31 protein-coding genes are annotated in these 24,458 nt (G+C 59.2%); 15 read left to right on the top strand and 16 right to left on the bottom strand.

Going from position 1 to position 24,458, the window contains the following annotated elements:
- Nucleotide 1 precedes the first annotated feature (1 nt).
- The 12 genes from bluB to Q1B27_RS07320 all read right to left on the bottom strand — a co-directional run bounded on the left by bluB (nt 2) and on the right by Q1B27_RS07320 (nt 7,830).
- Nucleotides 2–631, bottom strand: coding sequence for a 5,6-dimethylbenzimidazole synthase (gene bluB / locus Q1B27_RS07375; protein ID WP_299845889.1), 630 nt, complete (start codon nt 629–631; stop codon nt 2–4).
- Between the two features lie 17 nt (nt 632–648).
- Complete coding sequence (gene rpsP, locus Q1B27_RS07370; RefSeq protein WP_299845886.1) at nt 649–1,068, bottom strand: 30S ribosomal protein S16; 420 nt, start codon at nt 1,066–1,068, stop codon at nt 649–651.
- A 57-nt stretch (nt 1,069–1,125) separates the two neighbouring features.
- Nucleotides 1,126–1,425, bottom strand: coding sequence for a chorismate mutase (locus Q1B27_RS07365; protein WP_299845884.1), 300 nt, complete (start codon nt 1,423–1,425; stop codon nt 1,126–1,128).
- Nucleotides 1,418–2,023, bottom strand: coding sequence for a GNAT family N-acetyltransferase (locus tag Q1B27_RS07360; RefSeq protein ID WP_299845881.1), 606 nt, complete (start codon nt 2,021–2,023; stop codon nt 1,418–1,420). Before Q1B27_RS07360 ends, Q1B27_RS07365 begins: the two co-directional genes overlap by 8 nt.
- A 1-nt stretch (nt 2,024) precedes the next feature.
- Nucleotides 2,025–2,597, bottom strand: coding sequence for a GNAT family N-acetyltransferase (locus Q1B27_RS07355; RefSeq protein WP_299845878.1), 573 nt, complete (start codon nt 2,595–2,597; stop codon nt 2,025–2,027).
- On the bottom strand, nt 2,594–3,115 hold the full coding sequence (locus Q1B27_RS07350) for a GNAT family N-acetyltransferase (RefSeq protein ID WP_299845875.1): 522 nt from the start codon (nt 3,113–3,115) through the stop codon (nt 2,594–2,596). The genes Q1B27_RS07355 and Q1B27_RS07350 overlap by 4 nt, the downstream gene beginning before the upstream one ends.
- A complete protein-coding gene (locus Q1B27_RS07345; RefSeq protein ID WP_299845872.1) occupies nt 3,112–3,642 on the bottom strand; it encodes a GNAT family N-acetyltransferase in 531 nt (176 codons plus the stop codon). The genes Q1B27_RS07350 and Q1B27_RS07345 overlap by 4 nt, the downstream gene beginning before the upstream one ends.
- Nucleotides 3,639–4,166: a GNAT family N-acetyltransferase gene (locus Q1B27_RS07340; RefSeq protein ID WP_299845869.1), complete on the bottom strand. Its 528-nt coding sequence runs from the start codon at nt 4,164–4,166 to the stop codon at nt 3,639–3,641. The genes Q1B27_RS07345 and Q1B27_RS07340 overlap by 4 nt, the downstream gene beginning before the upstream one ends.
- Nucleotides 4,163–4,672, bottom strand: a complete 510-nt coding sequence (locus Q1B27_RS07335; protein ID WP_299845866.1) for a GNAT family N-acetyltransferase — start codon at nt 4,670–4,672, stop codon at nt 4,163–4,165. Before Q1B27_RS07335 ends, Q1B27_RS07340 begins: the two co-directional genes overlap by 4 nt.
- Nucleotides 4,669–6,174 carry a signal recognition particle protein gene (ffh, locus tag Q1B27_RS07330; protein ID WP_299845863.1) on the bottom strand — a complete coding sequence of 502 codons (1,506 nt, stop codon included), beginning with the start codon at nt 6,172–6,174 and terminating at the stop codon, nt 4,669–4,671. Before ffh ends, Q1B27_RS07335 begins: the two co-directional genes overlap by 4 nt.
- 183 nt (nt 6,175–6,357) lie before the next feature.
- A complete protein-coding gene (locus tag Q1B27_RS07325) occupies nt 6,358–6,900 on the bottom strand; it encodes a hypothetical protein (protein ID WP_299845860.1) in 543 nt (180 codons plus the stop codon).
- 117 nt (nt 6,901–7,017) lie between these two features.
- Nucleotides 7,018–7,830 (bottom strand): peptidoglycan-binding protein, encoded by an 813-nt coding sequence (locus tag Q1B27_RS07320; RefSeq protein WP_299845858.1) that lies wholly within the window; start codon nt 7,828–7,830, stop codon nt 7,018–7,020.
- Between the two features lie 239 nt (nt 7,831–8,069).
- On the opposite strand from Q1B27_RS07320, the gene Q1B27_RS07315 reads away from it, so the two are divergent.
- Both Q1B27_RS07315 and Q1B27_RS07310 read left to right on the top strand, forming a co-directional pair.
- A complete protein-coding gene (locus tag Q1B27_RS07315) occupies nt 8,070–8,951 on the top strand; it encodes a LysR family transcriptional regulator (RefSeq protein ID WP_299845855.1) in 882 nt (293 codons plus the stop codon).
- Nucleotides 8,948–9,829 (top strand): DMT family transporter, encoded by an 882-nt coding sequence (locus Q1B27_RS07310; RefSeq protein ID WP_299845852.1) that lies wholly within the window; start codon nt 8,948–8,950, stop codon nt 9,827–9,829. Before Q1B27_RS07315 ends, Q1B27_RS07310 begins: the two co-directional genes overlap by 4 nt.
- A 145-nt stretch (nt 9,830–9,974) precedes the next feature.
- Here Q1B27_RS07310 and Q1B27_RS07305 read toward each other — a convergent pair whose 3' ends face one another.
- Entirely contained in the window at nt 9,975–10,322 is a 348-nt protein-coding gene (locus Q1B27_RS07305) for a metalloregulator ArsR/SmtB family transcription factor (protein ID WP_299845849.1), read from the bottom strand.
- A gap of 164 nt (nt 10,323–10,486) precedes the next feature.
- On the opposite strand from Q1B27_RS07305, the gene Q1B27_RS07300 reads away from it, so the two are divergent.
- From Q1B27_RS07300 to Q1B27_RS07290, 3 genes are all read left to right on the top strand, one after another.
- Nucleotides 10,487–10,858, top strand: coding sequence for a DUF2946 family protein (locus tag Q1B27_RS07300; RefSeq protein ID WP_299845846.1), 372 nt, complete (start codon nt 10,487–10,489; stop codon nt 10,856–10,858).
- Nucleotides 10,859–10,904: 46 nt separating this feature from the next.
- Nucleotides 10,905–12,353 (top strand): PepSY domain-containing protein, encoded by a 1,449-nt coding sequence (locus Q1B27_RS07295; RefSeq protein WP_299845843.1) that lies wholly within the window; start codon nt 10,905–10,907, stop codon nt 12,351–12,353.
- Nucleotides 12,354–12,494: 141 nt separating this feature from the next.
- Nucleotides 12,495–12,917 (top strand): universal stress protein, encoded by a 423-nt coding sequence (locus Q1B27_RS07290; RefSeq protein WP_299845840.1) that lies wholly within the window; start codon nt 12,495–12,497, stop codon nt 12,915–12,917.
- On the opposite strand, the gene Q1B27_RS07285 is transcribed toward Q1B27_RS07290, so the two are convergent.
- Entirely contained in the window at nt 12,918–13,796 is an 879-nt protein-coding gene (locus tag Q1B27_RS07285; RefSeq protein ID WP_299845837.1) for a DMT family transporter, read from the bottom strand. It abuts the gene before it with no gap.
- Nucleotides 13,797–14,110: 314 nt separating this feature from the next.
- Here Q1B27_RS07285 and Q1B27_RS07280 point away from each other — a divergent pair, with 314 nt between their 5' ends.
- The 5 genes from Q1B27_RS07280 (at nt 14,111) to Q1B27_RS07260 (ending at nt 16,794) form a co-directional block, all read left to right on the top strand.
- Nucleotides 14,111–14,455, top strand: coding sequence for an AtpZ/AtpI family protein (locus Q1B27_RS07280; RefSeq protein WP_299845834.1), 345 nt, complete (start codon nt 14,111–14,113; stop codon nt 14,453–14,455).
- Complete coding sequence (locus tag Q1B27_RS07275; RefSeq protein ID WP_299845829.1) at nt 14,445–15,236, top strand: F0F1 ATP synthase subunit A; 792 nt, start codon at nt 14,445–14,447, stop codon at nt 15,234–15,236. The genes Q1B27_RS07280 and Q1B27_RS07275 overlap by 11 nt, the downstream gene beginning before the upstream one ends.
- Before the next feature lie 84 nt (nt 15,237–15,320).
- Entirely contained in the window at nt 15,321–15,557 is a 237-nt protein-coding gene (locus Q1B27_RS07270; protein WP_085799500.1) for a F0F1 ATP synthase subunit C, read from the top strand.
- 90 nt (nt 15,558–15,647) lie between these two features.
- A complete protein-coding gene (locus Q1B27_RS07265) occupies nt 15,648–16,229 on the top strand; it encodes a F0F1 ATP synthase subunit B' (protein WP_299845815.1) in 582 nt (193 codons plus the stop codon).
- Nucleotides 16,230–16,233: 4 nt separating this feature from the next.
- A complete protein-coding gene (locus tag Q1B27_RS07260) occupies nt 16,234–16,794 on the top strand; it encodes a F0F1 ATP synthase subunit B (RefSeq protein ID WP_299845813.1) in 561 nt (186 codons plus the stop codon).
- Nucleotides 16,795–17,054: 260 nt separating this feature from the next.
- Here the strand turns inward: Q1B27_RS07260 and ilvD are convergent, their stop codons facing one another.
- Nucleotides 17,055–18,782: a dihydroxy-acid dehydratase gene (gene ilvD, locus Q1B27_RS07255; RefSeq protein ID WP_299845810.1), complete on the bottom strand. Its 1,728-nt coding sequence runs from the start codon at nt 18,780–18,782 to the stop codon at nt 17,055–17,057.
- 127 nt (nt 18,783–18,909) lie between these two features.
- On the opposite strand from ilvD, the gene Q1B27_RS07250 reads away from it, so the two are divergent.
- The 5 genes from Q1B27_RS07250 to Q1B27_RS07230 all read left to right on the top strand — a co-directional run bounded on the left by Q1B27_RS07250 (nt 18,910) and on the right by Q1B27_RS07230 (nt 23,572).
- Nucleotides 18,910–19,797: a type II CAAX endopeptidase family protein gene (locus tag Q1B27_RS07250; protein ID WP_299845807.1), complete on the top strand. Its 888-nt coding sequence runs from the start codon at nt 18,910–18,912 to the stop codon at nt 19,795–19,797.
- A 63-nt stretch (nt 19,798–19,860) separates the two neighbouring features.
- The gene (gene accD, locus Q1B27_RS07245; RefSeq protein ID WP_299845804.1) at nt 19,861–20,796 is read left to right on the top strand and encodes an acetyl-CoA carboxylase, carboxyltransferase subunit beta; all 936 of its coding nucleotides are present in this window, start codon (nt 19,861–19,863) and stop codon (nt 20,794–20,796) included.
- Nucleotides 20,793–22,067, top strand: a complete 1,275-nt coding sequence (locus tag Q1B27_RS07240) for a folylpolyglutamate synthase/dihydrofolate synthase family protein (RefSeq protein WP_299845801.1) — start codon at nt 20,793–20,795, stop codon at nt 22,065–22,067. The genes accD and Q1B27_RS07240 overlap by 4 nt, the downstream gene beginning before the upstream one ends.
- 343 nt (nt 22,068–22,410) lie before the next feature.
- On the top strand, nt 22,411–23,184 hold the full coding sequence (locus Q1B27_RS07235) for a DUF6478 family protein (RefSeq protein ID WP_299845798.1): 774 nt from the start codon (nt 22,411–22,413) through the stop codon (nt 23,182–23,184).
- Between the two features lie 10 nt (nt 23,185–23,194).
- Nucleotides 23,195–23,572: a hypothetical protein gene (locus Q1B27_RS07230; RefSeq protein ID WP_299845795.1), complete on the top strand. Its 378-nt coding sequence runs from the start codon at nt 23,195–23,197 to the stop codon at nt 23,570–23,572.
- Here the strand turns inward: Q1B27_RS07230 and Q1B27_RS07225 are convergent.
- Entirely contained in the window at nt 23,569–24,390 is an 822-nt protein-coding gene (locus Q1B27_RS07225) for an LOG family protein (RefSeq protein WP_299845792.1), read from the bottom strand. The two genes, Q1B27_RS07230 and Q1B27_RS07225, sit on opposite strands and share 4 nt — an antisense overlap.
- Between the last annotated feature and the right edge of the window lie 68 nt (nt 24,391–24,458).

The raw sequence follows: 24,458 nt of genomic DNA, 5'->3' as shown, positions 1-24,458 counted from the left end.
GTCAGCGTACCTCGATCGGGAGCCGGTTGCGTCTGGTTTCCCAGCCGGCGGTTTCAAGTTCGGGGGTCTGGCTGTCTTCTTCGGGCCAGCCGACGCAGAGATAGGCCACCAGCCGCCAGTCGGCAGGCGTTTCGAGATCGCGCGACAACTGATCGGGATCAAGGATCGAGACCCAACCAACGCCCAGACCAAGCGCCCGGGCGGCCAGCCAAAAGTGAGTGATCGCGCCCACCACCGAATAGCGTCGCGTTTCGGGCATGGTGGCGGCCCCAAGGCCCGCGCCCTTGTCGGTCTCTTCGGCGCAGTAGATCGCCAGTTGCACCGGCGCCTCGCGCATGCCCGAGAGTTTCAGGCCGCTGTAAAGCCTGGCCTTGTCACCATGATAGCCCGCCAGCGCTTCGGCGTTGGCGGTCTGGAAATTTTCAAGCGCCGCCTGGCGGGCGCTGTCGCTGTCGACCCGGACGATGCGCCAGGGTTCGGAAAGCCCCACCGAGGGGGCCAATAGGAAAGTGTCGAGGCACCGCGTCAGCAGAGCCTCGTCCACAGCATCCGGGCGGAAGCGGCGCACATCGCGCCGCCACCGCATCAGATTTTGCAGGTCGTTCTGGAAGCCCTTGGAAAACTGCGACATTCCAGTGCCTACCCGCCTTACTCTTCCGCGGTCGCTTCTTCAGCAGGCGCGTCCTCGGCCGGGGCTTCCTCGGCAGGGGCGGCGGCGGCTTCGGCAGCAGCTGCGGCCTTGGCGGCTTTCTCTTCGACGCGCTCCTTGGCCTTGGCACCGGGTTCACCCTTCTTGGGGTTCGAACGCTCTTTTTTCTCCAGAACGCCGGCGGCTTCCAGCATGCGGCTGATCCGGTCGGTGGGCTGTGCGCCCTGGCCCAACCAGTACTGAACGCGCTCGAGATCCATTTTGACCCGGTCTTCGCTGTCTTTCGGCAGAAGCGGGTTATAGGTGCCGAGCTTTTCGATGAAACGGCCATCGCGCGGCATGCGGCTGTCGGTGGCCACGATGCGGTAGAAGGGACGTTTTTTCGAGCCGCCGCGGGCGAGACGAATTTTCATAGCCATGGTGTTTTCTCCTTTGAATGGCTGGGGTGGCGGGGTGAACCCCGCCCTACATCTTTGTTATTCGTGATGTTTCTTGTGGTGTTGGATGACTTCGCCAATGATGAAGTTTAGGAACTTCGTGGCAAATTCGGGGTCGAGATCGGCTTCGATCGCCATGCGTTGAAGCCGTTCGATCTGCTGGCTTTCGCGCAACGGATCAGAAGGGGGCAGGGTGTGTTCGGCCTTGAGTTGGCCCACAGCCTGCGTGTGCTTGAACCGTTCCGCCAGCGTATAGACCAGCACCGCATCAAGACGGTCGATGCTGTGGCGGTGTTCTTTCAGAAGCTCGGCGGCGATCTGGGAATGATCATCAGTCAACGGGCATTCCTTTCGGTTTGAATAGCGGGTCGCTGTAGTGGCTGATTTCCAGCGCGATGCCATCGGCGATCTGACTGGATTGCAATTGCGCGGGCGATGGGTGGCGATAGACCGCATCATTGTCGTCGATGGTGGCGGCATCCTTGTCCTTGACCGCGCCAAGGCGTTCGGCCAGGCGGATGCTGTCGAGGTTCTTGGGGTCGATATAGCTGACCGCCCCGTCCCAGCCCAGCTGGTCGTAGAAGTGACGCCGCGCCGCATGGGTCGCCTCGAGCGCGTAGCCCTTGCCGGCCTTCTCGGGCCAGATGATCCAGGCGATTTCGCGTTCGGGCCAGCCTGCAGGAAACCAGCCCCCGGCCATGCCGAGGGTGTCATTGCTGGCCTTGTCGTGGATCATCCACATGCCGTATCCGCGAATGTTCCAATGGCCGATCTCCGCGGCATAGAGCATCCATGCCTCGTATTTGTTGAGCGGCCCGCCCATGAACCGCGCGCGGTACGAGGTGAAGGTCGCCTTGAAATTCGGGTAATCCTCGGGCTCGGGTCCGCGCAGGACAAGACGGTTGGTTTCGATCATGGGGATGGTGTCGTTCGACATTTCAGTGCACCCCCGCTTTCGGGTGGCGCCAGACCTGGCACAGTTGATCCAGATCCGCCTCGGCGGCGGTATCGCGCGACGCCCCAAGCTGTTCGGCGGTGGCGGCTGAGCGGTTATTGTCGTGGCTGATATAGCTGACCGGCTGGGTCACACCGATCTCATCCGCCGCCCAATTGCGCAACGCCTTCGCGGCCTCAGTGGCATAGCCCTGTCCTTCGGCGGATGCCGTCAGCATCCAGCCAAGTTCCATTTCCGGATCGCCATATTCGATATTGAGGACGACGAAACCCAGAAGCGTGCGATCCTCGCTGAGCTCGACCGACAGGATACCGGCGCCGCGCCAGAGCCAGCCGGCGGCCATTTCGCAAAAATCGAGCCAAGCGTCGTGGCGGGTTTGCGGCGCGTCATGGAGCCAGCGCGGTGACAGGTAGATGTCGGCATAGGCCGCAAAATCGGTCACGGTGGGCGCGCGCAAACAAAGGCGATCAGTCGTCAGCCTTGGCAGGATGGCTTGCAGGCTCGCGACCATTTCCGCGGCGGGACCGGTTGCTGGCATTTCGCAGGGCAGCGTCATGGGCGCACCTCGTGCGGATGGCGATAGATATGGCAGGGCTTGCCTAGGACTTCGCTTTCGCTTTCGAAGGTTGCGCCAAGCCGTTGCGCCAGCGCGACCGAGCGGGTATTTTCCGGGTCGATATAGGAAATCACCGCATCAAGTCCGAAATGCCGTGCCGAATAGGCGCGCGCCGCGATACAGGCCTGATAGGCAAAACCCTGACCTTCGAAACCGTCATAAATGTGCCAGCCCAGTTCGGGTTCATGCCAGCCGTCATTGTAGATCATGCCAACACGGCCCGCGACGTGGCCGGCTTCGCGATGCTCAACCACCCACATGCCATAACCGCGCAATGTCCAATGGCCGATACCGGCCATGAAGGCACGCCAACTGTCCCAGCGGTCCTGCGGCCCGCCGACAAATCGTGCACGTTCGGACGCGCCAAAGGCTGCGATGGCTTCGAAATCACCTTCGCGATAGCCGCGCAGGATCAGGTCGCGGGTTTCGATGGTGGGCGCGTGGGGTGCGATGTTCATGACAGCGCCTCGGGGGACGGATGGCGATAGAGTAGATCCTCGCCCAGATGAACATTGACATAAGTCTTTTCATACTGCGCGCCCATGCGGGTCGCGAGCGCGATGGAACGATCATTGCCAGGCTTGATATTTGAAGTGAGCGTGGTCATGCCCAGATCATGGTACGCCCAGCGTCGGGCACACTCAGCCCCTTCGCGGGCTAGGCCCTTGCCTTCGAACCCTTCAAAAACAACCCAGCCCAATTCCGGCTCGGGCCAGCCCTCGGGATTCCAGAGCCCGGTCAGGCCGCAGGCGGCGGCGCTGTCTTTGAGTTCCATTGTGAAAAAGCCGTAGCCGTGCAGCGCCCAATGACCAATGGACGTGGCCATCCAGCGCCAGGCGTCGGCGCGGTCCAGTGGTCCGCCAAAGCCCCAGGACCGGTTTTCATCTGCATAGAAGGCGGCAATCGGTTCGAAATCCCGCGCTTCGGGGCCGCGCAGGATCAGCCGGTCGGTTTCAAGCCGGGGGATGTTGAGCGTTAGTGTCACGCGCCACCCCCCGCTGGAAAATGGCGATAGCTGTCGCAATTGGGAACGACGTCCTCCGCCCGGGCCTCGTGGCAGGCGCCCAGCCGTTCGGCCAGCTTGCGTGATGCGGTATTGGCGCGGTCGATATAGCTGACGACGCTGCTCCAGCCGTGGGACGTGAACAGGTGATCCAAAACCGCAAGGCAGGCTTCGGCGGCATAACCCTTGCCCTCGAACTCGGCGTCTGTCAGCAGCCAGGACATTTCCGGTTCGTGGAAATGATCGGGGTGAAAGGGGCCCGCCATGCCGATGCACTGGTCGGTCGTCTTCAGGGCAACGCTGAACATACCATAACCGCGCAGCAGCCATTGCCCGGCATAGGCGGAAAACTTGTGCCAGCCGTCATAGGCATTCATCGGTCCGCCGTAGAACTCGGCACGCTCGGAGGCCAGAAAGCCCAGCATCGGTGCGGTATCCGCAACGCCAGGCGCGCGCAGAATCAGACGTTCGGTTTCCAGTTGAGGGAGATCGAGTGTACGTGTCATGACCCGCCCCGCAGATCATGGACGATCACGATATCGCCCGGTGTTTCGCCATCGGCATCGGGATCAATAACGCCGCCAAGTCGCTGCCCCAGGGCGATCGAGCGGTCATTGCGCGGGTCGATGATGTTGATCAACCGGTTCCAGCCGAGTGTTTCGCGGGCCCAGAACATAACTGCGCGCGCCGCTTCCTGGGCGTAACCCTTGCCCTCGGCGTCGGGCGTGACAAACCACCCCAGCTCGGGTTCCGGATAGCTTTCGGGTTCGTAGATTCCGACCTCGCCCACATATGTTCCGGTATCGCGGGTGTCGATGCCAAATGGTCCGTAGCCCTTGAGCTGCCACAGCGCCACATCCGCCGCCCATGTTGTCCAGGCGTCTTTTCGATTGCGCATCCCGCGCTCAAATACAGAACGTTCAGACGCAAAGAAGGTGGCCCAATGCTCGAAATCTTCGAGCTTCGGCAACCTTAGCGTCAAACGCTCGGTATTGAGCACAAGTTGAGTCACTTTTTCTTGCCAAACCCGCTGAGACCCGGGGGCAGGCCCATGCCGCCACCGCCGAGGCCGGGCAGGCCGCCGCCCTTGCCGATCTGTTTGGCCGCTTGTTCCAGCGCCTTGGGGTCCATGCCGGCGGCCATTTCCTCGGGGCTGGCGCCGCCTTTGCCGAACATGCCTTTCATCGCCTGTTTCAGCATGCCGCCTTTGCCCATCTTGCCCACCTTCTTCATCATGTCACCCATCTGACGCTGCATTTTGAGAAGCTTGTTGAGCTCGGAAACCTCAAGCCCCGCGCCCTTGGCGATGCGTTTCTTGCGAGAGGCTTGCAGGATCTGCGGATTGGCGCGCTCCATCTTGGTCATCGACTGGATGAGCGCGATCTGCTGCTTGAGAATTTTGTCGTCGAAACCGGCATCCTGAACCTGCTTGGCCATTTTGCCCATGCCCGGCATCATCCCCATGACACCTTCCATACCGCCCATCTTGATCATCTGCTCAAGCTGCATCTTCATATCGTTCATGTTGAAGCGGCCCTTCTGGAAGCGCTTCATCATCTTTTCAGCCTGTTCGGCCTCGATGGTTTCCTGGGCCTTTTCGACAAGGCTGACGATGTCACCCATGCCAAGGATACGGCCAGCGATGCGATCGGGTTCGAAGGTTTCGATCGCGTCCATCTTTTCGCCAAGGCCGACATATTTGATCGGCTTGCCCGTGACTGCGCGCATCGACAGTGCCGCACCGCCGCGCCCGTCGCCGTCCATCCTGGTGAGAACAACGCCGGAAACACCGATCTTGTCGTCGAATTCAGTGGCCACGTTGACCGCGTCCTGACCGGTCAGGCCATCGACCACCAGCAGGGTTTCGCGCGGGTTGGCGACGTCGCGCACCTGTGCCGCCTGTTGGATAAGCTCGGCGTCGATATGCAACCGGCCCGCAGTATCCAGCATGTAGACATCATAGCCGCCCAGACTGGCCTGGGTCTTGGCACGTTTGGCGATCGCAACCGGATCTTCGCCCTTGACGATAGGCAATGTGTCGACACCGATCTGTCGACCGAGGATTTCCAGCTGTTCCATCGCCGCCGGTCGGTTGATGTCGAGCGAGGCCATCAGCACGCGTTTGCCGTCTTTTTCCTTGAGCCGTTTGGCCAGCTTGGCGGTAGTCGTGGTCTTACCCGAACCCTGCAGGCCGACCATCAGAATAGGCGCGGGCGGGTTGTCGATCTTCAGGGCACCTGGTTCACCCTCACCGGTCAGGGTGTCAACCAGTGCATCATGCACGATCTTGACGACCTGCTGGCCGGGTGTAATCGATTTGGTTACCGACTGGCCAGTGGCCTGCTCCTGAACCTTCTTGACGAATTCGCGGGCGACCGGCAGCGACACATCCGCCTCAAGCAGGGCCACGCGCACTTCGCGCAGGGCGGTCTTGACGTCGTCTTCGGATAGCGCCCCTTGTTTCGTCAGGCGATCAAAGACGCCGGACAGGCGTTCGGATAGATTTTCAAACATGGCCCACGGCCTCCTGTTGCCGGTTACGTCTTGCCGCCAATTTAGGGGCGACGGTTCAAATCACAAAGGCCCCCGTGGGCGCAACGCGCTGACGGAGGTCGATCCCGGGACAATCCCAAGGGACCGGAAGCATTATGAGACTCCCGGATTTGCCGTGGCTTCTATGCCCGGTATGCGGGTGAGTCAAGCCGTGGTTGGGCAGGTCGCGTCGTGTAATGTTTCGCTGCCGCGCAGATCTTTCAGCCATTCATTGGCAGCGTGAGTGACGGTGGCGGCACCTTTGCCGGTGGACATGACCGATGTCAGGGGCAGAATTGTCGTCCCGTCGGTGCCCGAGCCGTCGCGGATGATGAAGGTGACGCGCGACAGGGATTGCGGTGAATTGACGCCGTTACGGCTGTTGCTGTGGCCGGTTTCGGTTTCGGCGCGCAGCACGTCTTTCAGTGGCAAAACCGTTTCGGTGTAGCGAAACATCGTTCGGCTGCGCAGCGTCAGTGTTTCCGCCCGGGCATCAAGGATCAGTTGCAGACGCTCGACAAAGACACACATCGCGCCGACCCCCAGCCCGCCGCCGACAAAGAGAAAGATCAGACCGGCCCAGTGCTGGGTCAGGGTCAACAGGCCGATGGCGGCGAAGGTGAGGGTGAAAAACAGCAGCATGATCGCCAAAAACCAAGGGGTTTCTCCCGCAATCAGCAATTCTGGCGTATTCTTTTTGATCTTCATGCTGTCGGTTATAGGAAAGTTTCTTTGCGGAATATAGATTGTGTCTGCACGTCAAGGACAGCAGATTTTTAGGCCGGATATTTGGCCCGTTTCGCCGGTACACTTTGCTAGAAGCCGCTAGAGATGCGCCCGCTGAAAATGCATCGCATCTGCCCCCCATAGGCGCAGGGCGGGCAACCACTCATTCGCCTCCATGATGTCGAGGAAAGGTTGATATTCATCCCCGCAAAACAGCGCCTGGGGGCATCGCGTGCGCAGGCCGTTTGGCTGGGCGTAGAAATCAATTGCGCAGCCATACGCATGCATCGACCATTTGCTGCCACCGCGCATCCGGCGATGATTATAAGCACCGGCATAGCGATCTATGCCAAGATCAGCCATGACCTGCGCCCCGTAATGATCCCGAACCGCAATCAGTGCGGTCTCCAGCTGTTTTGCCGCCAATCGGTGAACCCGAATCCGGCGGGTTGATTTACGCAGGTTCCAGTCGATCTTGAGGCTGAAGGGCAGTTCGATGGTGACCAGTTTGCTCTCGATATCAGGACCGGGTCGGCCATAGACAGCCGCCACATCGTTTTGATGCGGAATGTCAGAAGAGGCCGGGGCATTCTGCAGCGGGGTTCTGTCGATGACCTCGGGTTTGTCGTGGCCCATCTCGTAGAGGAAGGCGTTCAGAGCCTCTTCGGTGAAAACACCGTACCAGCCATCTATGACACCCGGGTCGTATTCAAGTTCGGTCAGTCCGGCTTGAAGGGCAGCGACATAGCGGCGCTTTTCGGTCGTCGTGGTCGGATCAAAGGCATATCCTTCGGTGTTGTTTGCCTCGATTGCGCGAATGGCATCCATGCTCTCTGGGCCAACCTGCCCATCAATCCCCCCGGCGTAATACCCCGCCGCCGCCAGGACGAGTTGAAGGTGTCGTTCTTCCATCTCGAAATCTCCTTTAAAAAAAATCGCTCCGCAATCTAAACGCGTGATTGCGGCTTGATATTACCTCAAAAGGGTCGTTTCTCAAAATTCAGCGGCAGCGCTTAGGCTGTTCTCAGCCATATCCCGATCTTGAAAGCATGCCGCCGGGACAAGCTGGTGGAACATTGCAATTTTGAACCTTATAGCGGAACAAGGTAGAGTGTGTGCATTATCGCGCAGGATGTTTGGACATATTGAAAATGGATAACTGGGACGAGATCAGAACCGCCTACAACGTGGCGCGGATTGGGACAGTCAGCGGTGCGGCCGAGGTGCTGGGCGTGCATCATGCCACAGTGATCCGCCATATCGACGCGTTGGAGGACCGGCTGGGCGTGCGTTTGTTTCAACGTCACGCGCGGGGCTACACGCCAACCGAGGCAGGTGATGATCTGCTGCGGGTCGCGCAGGCCACCGATGATCAGTTCAGCCAGTTGGCGGGCCGGATCAAAGGACAGGGCGATGCGGTCTCGGGCGAGCTGGTGGTGACTTCGCTGGGTGGTATGAGCCATATGCTGGTGCCCGTTCTTGCGGAGTTTCAGCAGCAATATCCGGACCTGATCGTGCGCTATCTGACCGGCGACCGCCTCTTTCGTCTGGAATATGGTGAGGCCCATGTGGCCATTCGTGCCGGATCGGTGCCGGATCAGCCCGATAACGTGGTGCAGCCTTTTCTGAAGCAGAAGTTCGCGCTTTATGCGAGCGAGAGCTATATCGCAGAACACGGGATTCCCGGCACCGTTGCCGAATATGACAGCCACCGGTTTGTCGGCACTGATGACCCCAAGTCACGCGCGCCTTTCTACCGCTGGCTCCGCGAGAATGTCGCGGCTGAATGCGTCGTGTTTCGTAGCGGTGATGTCCATGCGATGCGCCGGGCGGTGCAGGCGGGCATTGGTATCGGTTTCATGTCGCAGTTGCACGCGGCGGAGCTGGGTGGATTGGTCGAGATACATGCGCCGCTGGACGAATGGTTGGCACCGCTTTGGCTGGTCACCCATATGGATCTACACCGAACCACCAAGGTGCAGGCGTTTCTGACTTTCCTGAAGAACCACACCAAGCGCTGGGACGCCATATGAGCGACAGTTTGCGCGGGCATCTTGCGATGCTGTGTTTCTCGGGTTTGATCGCGGGATCATTTGCATTGGGGTCGATGGCGGCACCGCATATCGCGCCCACGGCGCTGAACGCGGTGCGGTTCATCCTGGCTTCGGTGCTGGTGGGCGCGGTGGCGCTGGGCACGACCGGCATTTCGCGCAGCGCGCTGGCAGCGCCCTGGCGCTATCTGCTGATGGGCGCGTCGATGGGCATCTATTTCGTGCTGATGTTCGAGGGGCTCAAGACCGCGCCACCGGTTTCAGCCTCGGCGGTGTTCACACTGACGCCGATCATATCCGGGATATTCGGCTACTGGTTGTTGCGCCAGATCACCACGCGCCGCATGGCACTGGCACTGACGGTGGGCGGGGTGGGGGCCCTGTGGGTGATCTTTCGCGCTGACTGGCAGGCAATGCTGGCGTTTCAGGTGGGGCGCGGCGAGGCGATCTATTTCGTCGGCTGCGTGGCGCATGCGTTCTATACGCCGCTGGTGCGCAAGCTCAACCGGGGCGAGCAGCCGGTGGTGTTTTCCTTTGGCGCAATGTCCGGTGCCGCCATTCTGATCGTGCTGGCCGGCTGGCGTGACATCGCGGCGACCGACTGGACCTTGCTGCCAGGGATCGTCTGGATCACCATCGCCTACACGGCGATTTTCGCCACAGCGGTGACGTTCGTTCTGTTGCAATATGCCTCGCTCAGGCTGCCAAGCGCCAAGGTCATGGCCTATACCTACCTGACCCCAAGCTGGGTGATCTGCTGGCAGGCAGCACTTGGTCACGGCCTGCCCCCCGGGTTGATCCTGATCGGTGTCGCGCTGACGGTCGCGGCTCTGTTCATGCTGCTGAAGGATGAAGGGTAACGCCGCGTAATCAGGGGAAAAGCGTGCATATATTCCCGTTAAAGGCGATCTCCTTTGTGGTGTAGGGCTACGGCACTGCTCGACGTATGGGGGATTTTTTATGCTTAGCCTTGAAAGTACTGTTTTGATGGTCGCGCTGGGATTGCTATTTCTGGGGGTCGTCTGAACCGCCCGCCAGATTTTCAACTGCCAGAAACCGCTCAAACGCATCCAGATTGACTGGCTCGAACTGACCAAAACCCTGCATCCAGACGGACGCATCTTTCATCGCATCAGGCTCCAGTTTGCACCATTTCACCCTGCCGCGCCGTTCCTGGCTGATCAGGCCCGCGCGGCTGAGAATATTAAGGTGTTTGGAAATCGCCGCCAATGACATCTCGAAAGGCTCTGCCACGTCGGTCACGGCCATATCATCTTCAAGTAGCATCGACAGAATCGCGCGACGCGTCGGATCGGCAAGCGCGGCAAAGACTGTATCAAGCGGATCAGACATGGCCCCGTGGTACGGGCAATGCAAAGGCAAGGTCAATTGCTGAATTTTCAGGCGTGTTTGTTGCCTGATCTTTCAATCCACCGTGCGGTCCATCCCAATTTCCCGCTAAAATTGAGAAAACACTGGTCGTGCGTTTGTGATTGCAGTAGCGACATCTCATGATGATGGCGGCCCAGACAAATTTCCGGCGATATTTACTGACGGCATTACTGCTGCTGCCTGTGCTGACCATGTCGATTTTCCCGCAAGGGACGATGGCCGCGCGCGGCGCACAGGGCATGGAGGTTGTGTTGTGCACCGGCAATGGCCCCATGACCGTCATTGTCGATGAAAACGGCACGCCGATCGAAGGCGAACATACTTCAACCGACTGTGGTTGGTGGCTGTTGGGTCAAGGTTTGTGTTTGACCGGGGCGCAGGAAACGCCAGCACTCTTCGCCGTCGCGCTCGGAACGCTTAGCCCGGTCACCGGGCGATTTGCTGAAATTTCACACGACACCTCGCATTATCCTGCGCGGGCTCCGCCCGTGGTCTGATCTGACCCGAAAACCCAGACAACAGATCAGATAATGGAGGGGACCAATGGTCTCGATCGATAGCAATGCTGTCACCGCGGATGTGACGGACACTCAGGATAATACTAAGTTTTACAAAGCCGCCTGGCGTTGGCACTTCTACGCCGGGCTTTACATCATTCCGTTTTTTATGCTGCTCGCCGTGACCGGCATGTTCATGCTGTGGCTGGCCTATCTGGATGGTCGCGATGGCGAGCGTTTTCCCGTCACGCCGGATGGAGAGGTTCTGGTGGTTTCGCAGCTGGCAGACGTGGCGGTTGCTGCCGTGCCGGGTGGCGAGCTCAAGACCTACATGTCACCTTATCGTCCTGACATGGCGGCGGTGTTCCGCGTCGATCTGGCCGGCGATGCAAACATGGTGACGATCAACCCCTATGACGCCGAGGTGCTGCAAATCTATCCGCGCCGGTCGGGTTGGTATGACTTCATGGACAATCTGCACAGTGACCTGATGCTAGGCGTGACCGGTGACCGGATGATCGAGATTGCGGCATCGTTGGGGATGGTTCTGATCGCGACTGGGCTTTATATGTGGTGGCCGCGCAAGGGCAACTGGCGGCAAGCGCTGTTCCCGACACTGGGACGGGGCCGGAGCATGTGGAAATCGCTCCACGGTGCGGGCGGATTCTGGATTTCGATCATTCTGGCCTTCTTTCTGGTCTCGGGCCTGGCCTGGACCGGCGTCTGGGGTGAAAAACTCACTCAGGCCTGGAGCCAGTTTCCGGCTGAAAAATGGGATGCACCGCTGTCGGACAAGACCCATGCCAGCCTGAACGGTGGCCGCAAGGAGGTGCCCTGGGCATTGGAACTGACACCGCTGCCGGAATCCGACCCGCATGCCGGGCACGGTGCGATTGATACGGGTGCTGTGGGCACGACAACCGAAGCAGGTGCGGAAGTTGTTCCCGGTCCGGCGCCGACGCTTACGTCTATGGATGCGCTGGCGCGGGAAATCGGCTTTGCCGGACGTTATCAGCTTAGCCTGCCACAGGGTGAGACCGGTGTCTGGACTTTCAGCCGCGATTCCATGAGCAATGACAGCCCTGATCCGACATCGGACCGAACCGTGCATGTGGATCGCTACACCGGCAAGGTGCTGGCCGATATCCGCTATGAGGATTATTCACTGGCAGGCAAGGCAATGGCTGTCGGCATAGCGCTGCATATGGGCACGCTGGGCCTGTGGTCGGTGCTGGCCAACACGCTGTTTTGCCTGACGGTCATCTTCCTATGCCTCAGTGCGGTTGTGATGTGGTGGATGCGCCGCCCAGCCAAGACGGCACGTCTGGCAGCGCCGCCGTTGCCCGCATCAATGCCGTTCTGGAAAGGCGCGGTTCTGGTTGGGCTGTTGGTCTCGATGGCGTTTCCAATGGCGGGGATCACGCTATTGACCGTGATGTTGCTTGATTTTCTGATCATTTCTCGCGTGCCGGGATTGCAGCGCCTCGTCTCATGATCGTGTGAAATACTCGCCCCGTTGCCATCTGGTCGCGGCGGGGCGAAACCCGGCAGCTATTGACGCAGAACAAGGCGCAAAACGCTGGAACCCTCTATTTTGTTACTTTGTCGCGAACACGAAAATGCAAGGAGGGAGAACATGTTCAAACATATCATGGTGCCGTTCGATCTGGCCGCCAAAGAGAAGCTGGCGAAAGCCATCAAGGTCGCAGGTGATCTGGCCCGGCGCCATGGATCAAGGTTGACCCTGATTAGCGTTGCCGGGGGCATCAACGGGATGGTGTCGCATTCGGTCGAGGAATACCGGCGGCTGCTGGCGGCTTATGCGGCGCAGATCGAGCAGGCTGAGGGCATTGATGTCGACAGCAAGGTCTATGATGTCCCCGACCCAAGCGCTGAAGTGGACAGAACATTGATGGAGGCGATTGACGATACCGGCGCCGATCTGATCGTTATGGCGTCCCACCAACCCGGATGGGTCGAGTATCTGGTGAGCTCACATGCTGGACGTGTCGCGGCCCATGCGCCGGTTTCGGTTTTTGTCGTGCGAAACCAGGGCTGACTACAGCGGTTGCAGCCCGCGCCTGCGCCGCCCCAGCACCGCCTGCATGGCAACGGCAAGCAACACGATCGCACCACCGATCATTTCCGGCAGGGTCATGGCTTCGTTCACGAAAAGCCAGACCCAGATCGGTCCCAACACGCTTTCCAGAAGGACAAGCAGGCTGACTTCGGCGGCAGGCACATAAGGCGTGCCCCAGGTTACAAAAGCGATGCCGATACCGATGGTGAAGCCGCCCATGAACAGGCAAAGCCAGAAGTCATAGACAGAGACCTGCAGCCCCTGTCCTATACCAAGCGAACAGACACCCCCGATGATCAGGCAGAACACACCACCCAGAAAAGTGCCACCAAGCACATCGGGCTTGCGAGAACGACGCGCCAGGGTCAACATCAGCGCGAATGTCAGCGCTGATGCGAAAGCGATCACATTGCCGGTTGTCCGGCCCAGATCAACACCGCCCTGCACCATCACGCCGACCCCCAGGACCGCCAGGAACATCGAGATGAATGTCGTGCCGGTGGGCCGCTCTCCGATCCAGACCCAGGCCAGAACCGCAGCACAAAGCGGTGTGACCGACAGGATGAACAGCGCCGAAGCCACTGACGTATTGAGCATGGCGAACACGTAGGCCGTGAACGCAACCGACAGCGCCATGCCCATAAAAAGGTCGTTGCGATCAAGGCTGCCAAGGAACCGTGGCAGCGAAACTTTTCGCCGCAGACAGGCCACCAGGGCCACCATTCCAGCCAGCGAGATGGAGCGATAGGTCAAAATCTGAAAGCCGTCCGCGCCGTCGATCAACCGCATCAGCAGGCCGACAAAGCTCATGAAAGTTGCCCCCAGCAGGATGATTGCCGTTGCGTGCTGTTTTGTCATTTCTCGACCCTGACACTTGACCGGACAGGCTTATCCGGCCTTGTGCCCTTGTGTCTAGAAAAGATCGCTGGGCCGCAGCTTTCTGGTCAGGCGGTTTGGATCGCACCTCAAAAGATCAACCAGATGGTTGAATATCGTAAATCCGAGGAAATCGCCTTTCCGGAGCGGGGCCGCATTTTCAGGTTCGATTTTTCCGACTGTAAAATCTTTTTATTTCAGTGGCTTAAACCTTGTCTGGCCGCTCACTTCCTGCGCTTGACTCATAGCGGTGCCGCGCATAGCAAAGGGCAACCGTTTCAAGGGGGTAAATCCGCGTGACAGATCCGGATCAAAGCGAGCGCCTGGCGCAGCTTGAAGCCAGGATCGACGCGCTGAAGGCCAAGGATGCGCCGAAGCCCCATCAGGAAACGCACTATTCTCAGGCGCATCTGGCCTGGCGCATGGTGATCGAATTAGTGGTCGGTCTGTTGATCGGCTTTGGCATGGGGTTCGGGCTGGATAGCCTGTTCGGGACACTTCCGATCTTCCTCGTGATTTTTACATTGCTGGGTCTGGCGGCGGGCATCAAGACGATGATGCGCAGCGCACAGGAGATCCAGCACAAGCAAGAGACCACACCCGAACCGGGTGACGACGAGAGGATGAAAAATGGCGACTGAATCGCAAGATGCCGCAGAAAAAGGCGCAGAACTGGTTTTCCATCCGATGGATCAGTTTATCGTCAAGCCGCTCTTTGGCGATGGCGCGGTTGGCCTGTTCACCGTCACCAACGTAACGCTGTGGATGGCGATCACCGTGATTTGCGTGATCGCGCTGCTGGTTCTGGGCACTTCGGGGCGCTCGGTTGTGCCGACACGGATTCAGTCTATCGCGGAACTCTGCTATGGTTTCATCCGCAAGATGGTCGAAGATGTGGCGGGTAAAGATGCGTTGCCGTATTTCCCCTACATCATGACGCTGTTCATCTTTATCGTCTTTTCGAATTTCCTGGGTTTGCTGCCCGGCGCCTTCACCACCACCAGTCACATTGCGGTGACCGCTGTTCTGGCGATGGCAGTCTTCCTGACCGTCACGCTGATGGGGTTCTTCAAGCACGGTCTGGGTTTTCTGGGTGTCTTCTGGATTGGCTCTGCGCCGCTTCCGCTGCGACCCATTCTGGCACTGATCGAGGTGATCTCTTACTTCGTGCGTCCGGTCAGCCACTCGATCCGTCTTGCCGGTAACATGATGGCCGGCCATGCGGTGATCAAAGTTTTTGCGGCCTTTGCGCCGATGGTCATGATCTCGACCGGTATCGGCCTTTTGGTCACGCCATTGTCGATCCTGGCGATCACCGCGATCTACGCACTTGAGGTGCTGGTGGCCTTCATTCAGGCCTATGTCTTCACGATCCTGACCTGCGTTTACCTGAAGGATGCGCTGCATCCGGGTGGCCACTAAGGGTAACACAAACATCTGGCGTGCGGATTTCGCACGCCACCCGAACAAAAAGAACAACTCAATTCCATCGTAAGGAGAAATCAAATGGAAGGTGACGTCGTACAAATGGGTGCATACATCGGTGCTGGTCTGGCCTGTACAGGCATGGGCGGTGCTGCTGTTGGTGTGGGCCACGTTGTTGGTAACTTCCTGTCGGGCGCCCTGCGCAACCCGTCAGCCGCCGGTGGCCAGACTGCAACCATGTTCATCGGTATCGCGTTCTCGGAAGCGCTGGGGATCTTCTCGTTCCTCGTTGCACTTCTGCTGATGTTCGCCGTCTAAGCTTACGGAACCTGATCCTTACGGCCGGATGGCGGGGGCAACTCTTCCATCCGGTGTAACTGGAAAGTTTCCATAAGAGAGGACGACGACATGGCAACCGAAACAACAGCGGCAGAAGGCGGCCACGTAAGCCCGCTCTCGCTTGAAGAAGCCGGCAAGTGCGTTGACTCGCATGGCGGTGCCATCGGCATGCCACAGCTTTGCGGCGAATGGATGGGCAACCAGATCTTCTGGTTACTGGTCGCTCTGGTCGTGATCTTCTTTATCCTGTCGCGCATCGCCCTGCCGCGCATCGCGTCAATCCTGGCCGAGCGTCAGGGGTCGATCACCAATGATCTCGCTGCTGCCGAAGACCTGAAAGCCAAGGCTGTCGAGGCCGAAGAAGCCTATAACAAGGCGCTGGCTGATGCCCGTGCCGAGGCACAGAACATCGTCGCCCAGGCCAAGGCCGACATTCAGGGCGATCTGGACGAGGCGATCGCCAAGGCTGACGCCGAGATTGCTGCCAAATCCGCCGAAAGCGAAAAAGCCATTGCCGATATCCGCGCCTCGGCGCTGGATAGCGTCAAGGTCGTCGCCAAGGACACCGCCAAGGAAATCGTGGCGTCGATGGGTAGCAAGGCTGACGCCAAGACTGTGACCGCAGCTGTCACCGCACGGATGAAGGGGTAAGATCATGCGCTACGCTATTGCAACCCTCGCTGCCGTGACCACCGCCAGCCCGGCGCTGGCGGCTTCGGGACCGTTCCTGTCACTGGCCAATACCAACTTCGTGGTGCTGATCGCATTCCTGCTGTTCGTGGGCGTGCTGCTTTATCTCAAGGTGCCATCGCTGCTTGGTGGCATGCTGGACAAACGCGCCCAGGGGATTGAGGCCGAGCTGGACGAAGCCCGCGCCCTGCGTGAAGAAGCACAGACACTGCTGGCGGGATATGAACGCAAGCAGAAAGAAGTGCAGGATCAGGCTGATCGTATCGTGGCCCACGCCAAGGAAGAGGCGAAGGTCGCGGCCGAGCAGGCCAAGGAAGATCTGAAGGTTTCGATCGCGCGCCGTCTGACTGCCGCCGAAGATCAGATCGCCTCCGCCCAATCCGCGGCCCTGAAGGAAGTGCGCGACCGCGCTGTTCAGATCGCGATTGGCGCGGCCAAGGACGTGATCGCCAAACAAATGACCGCGGCGGACGCCAACAAGCTGATCGAAAGCGCCATCGAAGACGTGGATGCGAAACTTCACTGACGCGTAAGCTCGCATCAATCCAAAAGATAAACCCCGGGTCGGAAACGCCCGGGGTTTTCTTTTTTGTGTTCAGTATTGCGCAGTTGAAAGGTTGAAACGCTGGGAAGTGTAATCCGTAGAATGGGTGAAACCTGCGCGCTGCAACCCAAGAAACAGGCCGCATGCGTGGATTTATCCACCCTATTTATGCAATGAACGACCGTTTCGACCGCCCAGCAAAAGAATAGGCCCGACAGTCGCGCCGTCGGGCCTGTGCTAGGTTAGATATCGGCGTAAACGTGGCGTTCTTCGCCACCACCGGGATGGGTAACCGCACCCTTGTAGGTCTCGCCCACAAGCTGGGCGTATTTCCACAGCGCGCCCGAGGCATACATTGTCTGACGTGGACCCGCCCAGTTTTCCTTACGCTTGGCGAGTTCCTCATTGCTCAAATCAACACTTATTTCTCCGGTGATCGCGTTGATGGTGATCACATCGCCGTTCTGGAGCAAAGCAATCGGGCCGCCATGCGCAGCCTCGGGGCCGACATGACCCACGCAGAACCCTCGCGTCGCGCCGCTGAAACGACCATCGGTGATGAGAGCCACTTTCTTACCCATGCCCTGACCGGAAAGCGCCGCCGTTGTCGCCAACATTTCGCGCATGCCTGGGCCACCGGCAGGGCCTTCATTGCGGATGACGATTACCTCGCCCTCTTCGTAAGAGCGCTTCTGCACGGCGGCAAAGGCATCTTCTTCGCATTCGAACACACGGGCGGGGCCGGTAAAGACCTGCTGTTCTTCGGTCATGCCAGCCACTTTGACGATTGCACCGGAAGGGGCCAGGTTACCCTTCAGCCCAACAACACCACCGGTCTTGCTGAGCGGTGTATCAACCGGATAGATTACCCGTCCATCGGCCTCGCGCGTGATCTTGTCCAGTGCTTCACCCATGGTGATGCCATCGGCGGTCAAGCAGTCCTCGTGGATCAGGCCCGCCTTGCGCAGTTCCTTCATCACCACGGGCACACCACCGACTTCGTAAAGGTCCTTGGCCACAAACTGACCACCCGGTTTGAGATCTACAAAATACGGCGTGTCCTTGAAGATATCGCAGACATCGTCGAGGTAGAACTCGATCCCCGCCTCGTGGGCAATCGCGGGCAGGTGCAGCCCGGCATTGGTCGACCCGCCGGTGCAGGCCACCACGCGGGCAGCGTTTTCCAGCGATTTCAACGTCACCACATCGCGGGCGCGGATGTTTTTCTCGAGCAGCGTCATTACAGCTGTGCCCGAAGCTTCAGCGTATTGATCGCGGCTTTCGTAAGGTGCGGGCGCACCGGAGGAGTTCATCAGCGCAAGTCCAATCGCCTCGGAAACGCAGGCCATGGTGTTGGCGGTAAACTGGCCGCCGCAGGCACCTGCCGACGGGCAAGCCACTTTTTCCAGCTTCTCCAGTTCGCATTCACTGAGGTTCCCGGCCTGGTTCTGGCCCACCGCTTCGAAGACGTCCTGGACGGTCACGTCACGACCATCCAGGCGGCCCGGCAGGATCGACCCACCATAAAGAAACACCGACGGCACATTCAAACGCACCATCGCCATCATCATACCTGGCAGCGACTTGTCGCACCCGGCCAGACCAACCAATGCGTCATAGCAATGGCCGCGCATGGTCAGTTCCACCGTGTCGGCAATGGCTTCACGACTGGCAAGAGAGCTGCGCATTCCCTCATGGCCCATTGCGATCCCATCGGTCACGGTGATGGTAGTGAACTCACGCGGTGTACCGCTGGCGTATTTCACACCCATTTTGACCGATTGGGCCTGACGGTTAAGTGCGATGTTACAAGGTGCGGCCTCGTTCCAGCAGGTCGCGACACCTACCAGCGGCTGGTGAATTTCTTCCTCGCTCATGCCCATCGCATAGTAGTACGACCGGTGCGGCGCTCGCGCGGGGCCTTCGGTTACATGGCGGCTGGGCAGCTTGGCTTTGTCGAATTTGGTCATGGCGAGGCCTCGTGAAATTGATCAGCAACGGTCTAGGACACGAGGGGCTGTTGGGCAAGCGGGTTCCTAAGCGTAAACCCTGTACCATCGGATTGCACCGCCTGTTGGAGGCCCCTAGTGTGCGTCCATGCGATATGACCCTCATGAGATTTTGGTTTCGCCCGCCCGGCCCTCGGCCAGCCTGCATTTGCTGCTGGCGGGAATGATTTTGACCATTCTGGTCTGCTGGGGGCTTAACTACTTTTTCTGGATGGTGGTGTTTGCGCTTTTGCCGAACGAGCTGAGCACGAGCCTTACAGCGACATTGGAAAACGCGCGCACCCCCGGAGGCGTTGTAATAAGCCTTTGTCTCTTCGCATTGCTGAGCGTGGCATTGGCGGTTTCGCTTCGTATCTTGCACCAACGCGGGGTGATGTCCCTGATCGGGCCTCTACCGCTGGCACTATATCAGTTTCGACGGGTGATCTTTGCCCTGGTACTGCTGTTTGCGGTGACGTCCTTTCTACCCCTGCCGGACGGTCTGACACCGACGGAAAATTTGGATTTTGGTCGGTGGCTTGGTCTGCTACCCCTCGCTCTTTTTGGCCTGCTGATCCAGACATCGGCCGAGGAGCTGGCGTTTCGCGGGTATCTGCAAAGCCAGCTGGCGGCACAGTTCCGGCACCCCCTGATCTGGATCGGTGTGCCGTCCCTACTGTTTGGTTTGCTGCATTACGATTCTTCATTGCCTTCTACGAATGCGCTGATCATCGTGCTCTGGGCCACGTTCTTTGGTCTGGCCGCAGCGGACCTGACCGCGCGTTCAGGCACGCTGGGGCCTGCCATTGCACTGCACATGGTCAATAATTTCAGCGCTATTGCCTTTGCCGCGCCGGAAGGGGCATTTGACGGCTTGGCGCTTTATACTTTTCCGTTTTCCCTAGCATCTTCAGACGCGTTGATCACGTGGGCACCGATTGACCTCTTGTTACTTCTTTGCAGTTGGCTAACTGCGCGTCTGGCCCTGCGACGTTGATTGCAATTCCCGCCGGGCGCGCTTATTTCTGGACGGCAACATGAACAACGGACCATTGCCCCGATGAACTGGATCACCAACTACGTGCGCCCGCGGATCAATTCGATCTTTTCGCGCCGTGAGATGCCCGAAAACCTTTGGTCCAAATGCGATGAATGCGGCACCATGCTGTTTCACCGTGAACTCAGCGAAAACCTGTTTGTCTGCACCGGGTGCGGACATCACATGGGAATCACACCACGCAACCGGTTCAAGGCATTGTTCGATGGCGGCATCTTTACCGAGGTGAAGGTTCCCGCACCGAAAGCTGATCCGTTGCAGTTTCGCGATCAGAAGAAATACCCTGACCGGATGAAGGCGGCGCAAAAAGCGTCGGGCGAGGCCGAGGCGATGCTGGTCGCCACCGGCGAAATGGGCCGGACGCCGATTGTTGCAGCGGCGCAGGATTTCAGCTTTATGGCCGGGTCCATGGGCATGTATGTGGGCAATGCGATCATCGCCGCGGCAGAAGAGGCCGTGCGCCTGAAGCGCCCTCTGATCCTGTTTTCCGCAGCGGGCGGCGCACGCATGCAAGAAGGCATCCTGAGCCTGATGCAGATGCCGCGCACCACCGTGGCCGTGCAGATGCTGAAAGAGGCCGGTCTGCCCTATATCGTCGTGTTGACCCATCCCACCACCGGGGGCGTCACCGCCAGCTATGCGATGCTGGGCGATGTGCATATCGCTGAACCCAACGCGCTGATCTGCTTTGCCGGGCCGCGCGTCATCGAACAGACGATCCGCGAGAAACTGCCCGAAGGTTTCCAGCGCGCCGAATACCTTCTGGATCACGGCATGTTGGATCGCGTCACGCCGCGTCCGCAGATGCGCAACGAACTGATCACGATTACGCGAATGTTGTTGGGGCTGCCCCCGGCGGTCAAGGGCGACCTGCCCGCCCCCGAAGCGCCCGACACCAAGACCCAGACGGAAACGGCCGAAAAGCCCGCAAAAAAATGACCGCGCCCCAATCGGACGTCATTCTTGACCGGATGATGGCGCTGCACCCCAAGATCATCGACCTGACGCTGGATCGGGTCTGGCGCCTACTGGCCGCGCTGGATAACCCGCAGGACAGGCTGCCGCCGGTGATCCATCTGGCCGGGACCAACGGCAAGGGCTCGACCCAGGCGATGATCCGCGCCGGGCTTGAGGCGGCGGACAAGCGCGTGCATGCTTATACCTCGCCACACCTGGCACGGTTTCACGAACGTATCCGGCTGGCGGGCGAGCTGATTTCCGAACCCGATCTGACCGCTGTGCTGGACGAATGCTATGCCGCCAATGGCGGCGAGACGATCACCTATTTTGAGATCACCACATGCGCCGCTATTCTGGCGATGAGCCGCACACAAGCAGATTTCACTTTGCTTGAGGTTGGGCTTGGGGGGCGTCTGGACGCGACCAACGTGCTCGACAAACCTGCACTGACGGTGATCACCCCGGTCTCGATCGACCACGAACAGTTTCTGGGTGATACACTGTCAAAGATCGCTGCGGAAAAGGCTGGCATCCTGAAACGTGGCGTACCGTGCATTGTCGGTCCGCAATCGGAAGAGGCGATGGAGGTGATCGACGCCAAAGCAGAACGCCTTGGCGCGCCGCTGATTGCCCAGGGTCAGCAGTGGCATGTGTTTCAGGAACGCGGTCGGCTGGTTTTCCAGGACGAGACCGGATTGCTGGACTTGCCGTTGCCCAACCTGCCGGGTGCGCATCAGATCGACAATGCCGGGGCCGCGCTGGCGGTATTGCGCTACCTGAATATGGGCGAGCGATCCTATGAGGCTGCCGTGACCAAGGCACAATGGCCTGCCCGGATGCAAAAGCTGGAAACCGGACCGCTGATTGATGCCGCGCCTCAGGCCGAACTCTGGTTGGATGGTGGTCATAACGCAGCGGCGGGTCAGGCGCTTGGCACGCACCTTTCTACCCTTCCATCGCGCCCCACACATCTGATCTGCGGCATGCTCAATACCAAGGATATCTCGGGGTATCTGACACCGCTGGCCCGTCGCGCCGACAGCCTTACGGCGATTTCTATCCCGGGCGAGGCGAACACCCTGCCGGCCGATGAAACAGCCAAAGCTGCAAGGGATGCCGGAATGCAGGCCAGCACGGCCGAAACAGCGCTGGAAGCAGCCAGAAGGATCGTCGCTGAAACGCCCCATGCCCGCATCCTGATCTGTGGCTCGCTATATCTGGCTGGGCATATTCTGCGGGAACACGGGTAGCGGCCAGTTTCACCGCTGAAAACCAAAGAAAAACGCCAAACGAATCACTTTCTGTTGACCGATTCCTTTGGCGTCGCCTATACCTGATGCAATCAAATAATACGCACTGGCATTTCAGCATCTAGACCATCAACTGAAGACACCAGGCAGGACGGATTGAGGGGCCGGATCAACGGCCCCCTTTCTTTTTGATCGCCCTTCATCCGACGTCGCAATCCGGCTTGTATCGATGCCCGATTGCATAATCCGTCGAATGGGATGGATTGTTTCCAATTCCTGGTTAATGCTATGGAAGAGCTTACAAGGGCAGACTGGAACGGAACCAGGGCAAGATGGATCCGCGATGATCAAACTACGCAGCGCATTACTTGATTGGACCCGTCACAGGCGCGAACTGCGGCGATGGGGCCGCGTTGCGCGTGACGCATCGAAAATGCGCCATTCCTTGTTGCGAGCTGAGCGTGCGCGCGCTCGCAAGCTGATGTATTCGCTGAACGAAGTTGTCTCGGTTGCCGAGAACCGCCTGGCCCTGCCGATGATCGGCTCGAACGCGTTTCCAAAACCACATGGCACCGATTGGTCGTGGCGGCCCTCGCTCTGGCGCGAGCCGCTGGCCACGCCCGGCCTGTCCTCGGTCGAAAGCAAATCCATGCTGGGCGACGAGGTGACATTGTTTCATGATTGTGCACATTCCGAACTGACCCTGCGCCAGCTTCGCAACAGCCGCGAGGCCGATCTGGCGCCTTTCGGTTTGCGCATGGACGTATTCAGCTTTGACGGCTCGTTCCTGTCGCTGGTGCTGGATCTGCCGTTCGAAGCCGTGGATCGGCTGACCCGCCGCCATCTGATCCGCATGGACACGATCGTCGAGATGGAAAAGCCGCTGGAAATCTTCGCGCGCCTCAACATCAAGCACGGGCCCAACACCGAACAGCTGGTACGAGAACTACCGCTGCACGAAGAAAACGTGATGGTCGAATTTGATCTGGCCTATAGCCAGCTCAACGAAAAACGGATCGAACGCGCCTGGATCGACCTGATTTTTGAAAACCCGCAGATGAGCCAGGTAATCCTACGTGATCTGACCTTCGGGCGGCGACCACGGGCCGAGTTCTGAGGGGGCTGATATGAATGAGCTGACACTGACCAAGACCCGCCTTTTCGAAGGCGTCTGGGAGGGCGTGCTGACTTATGAAGGTGAAGGCAACTACCAGCCTGAAATCGAGGTAACGCATCTGCAAAATCAGGTTCCGGGCGTGCAGGTGACTGAAAAGCCCGACGAAAAACTGTGGGTGGTGCGGGTGCCGATCCCGGTCCAGATGATTGCCGACGGAGTGCAGACCTTTCTGATCAGCGACAAACGCAGCGGTGAAACGCTGGACAGTTTTGCGCTGATGTCAGGTGACGCCCTCAGCTATGATATCCGCGCAGAAATGGCGCTTTTGCGCGAGGAACTGGACATGCTCAAACGCGCATTCCGGCGGCACTGTCTGGAAACGACCTAGGCGTTTTCTTCTTCCCAGTTGTCGATGATCTCCATCGCTTCCTGGGCGGTTTCGACAAAGCGGAACAGGTCCAGATCCTCGGGTGAGATCGTGCCTGCATCCGACAGGGCTTCCCAGTTGATGATCGAGCGCCAGAATTTCTCACCGAAGAGTAGGAACGGGACGCGGTTCATCCGGTCGGTTTGGATCAGCGTCAGTGCTTCGAAGGTTTCATCGAGAGTGCCGAAGCCGCCGGGGAAAACGCAGATCGCCTTGGCCCGCATCAGGAAATGCATCTTGCGGATCGCAAAATAGTGGAAGTTGAAGCACAGCCCCGGCGTGACATATTCATTCGGGGCCTGTTCATGTGGCAGCACGATATTGAGGCCGATGGAATTGCCGCCCGCGTCGACTGCGCCACGGTTTCCAGCCTCCATCACGCCGGGGCCACCGCCGGTTGCCACGACGTATTCGCGCCCATAGGTCGACATGGATTTTTCGGTCATCAGTCGGGAAAATTCCCGCGCCTCGTCATAGTAATGCGACAGGTCCGCCAGCGTTTCGGTGCGTGCTTCGGATTTCTTGGCGGGTTCCGGAATGCGGGCGCCGCCAAACAGCACCACAGTGCTTTGGATGCCGCGTTCATTCAGGATCATCTCGGGCTTGAGCAGTTCCAGCTGCAGTCTGACGGGGCGCAATTCGTCCCGGCACATGAAATCCAGGTCGTTGAAGGCAAGGCGATAGGCCGGCGCGCGAGTTTGCGGCGTGTCAGGCACCTGTTCGGCCGAAGAACGGTCGGAATGGGCATCACGGAACTGGCTACGGCGGTCATCTTTCATATCCGGCACATCCTTGCTTGGGTCTGGTTAACAAGGCGTATAGGAGTGGATCGGACTTGACCAGTGAC

The sequence above is a fragment of the uncultured Roseovarius sp. genome (assembly GCF_947489715.1).
Taxonomy (GTDB): Bacteria; Pseudomonadota; Alphaproteobacteria; order Rhodobacterales; family Rhodobacteraceae; genus Roseovarius.
This window is presented reverse-complemented; position numbering and strand designations above follow the sequence as displayed.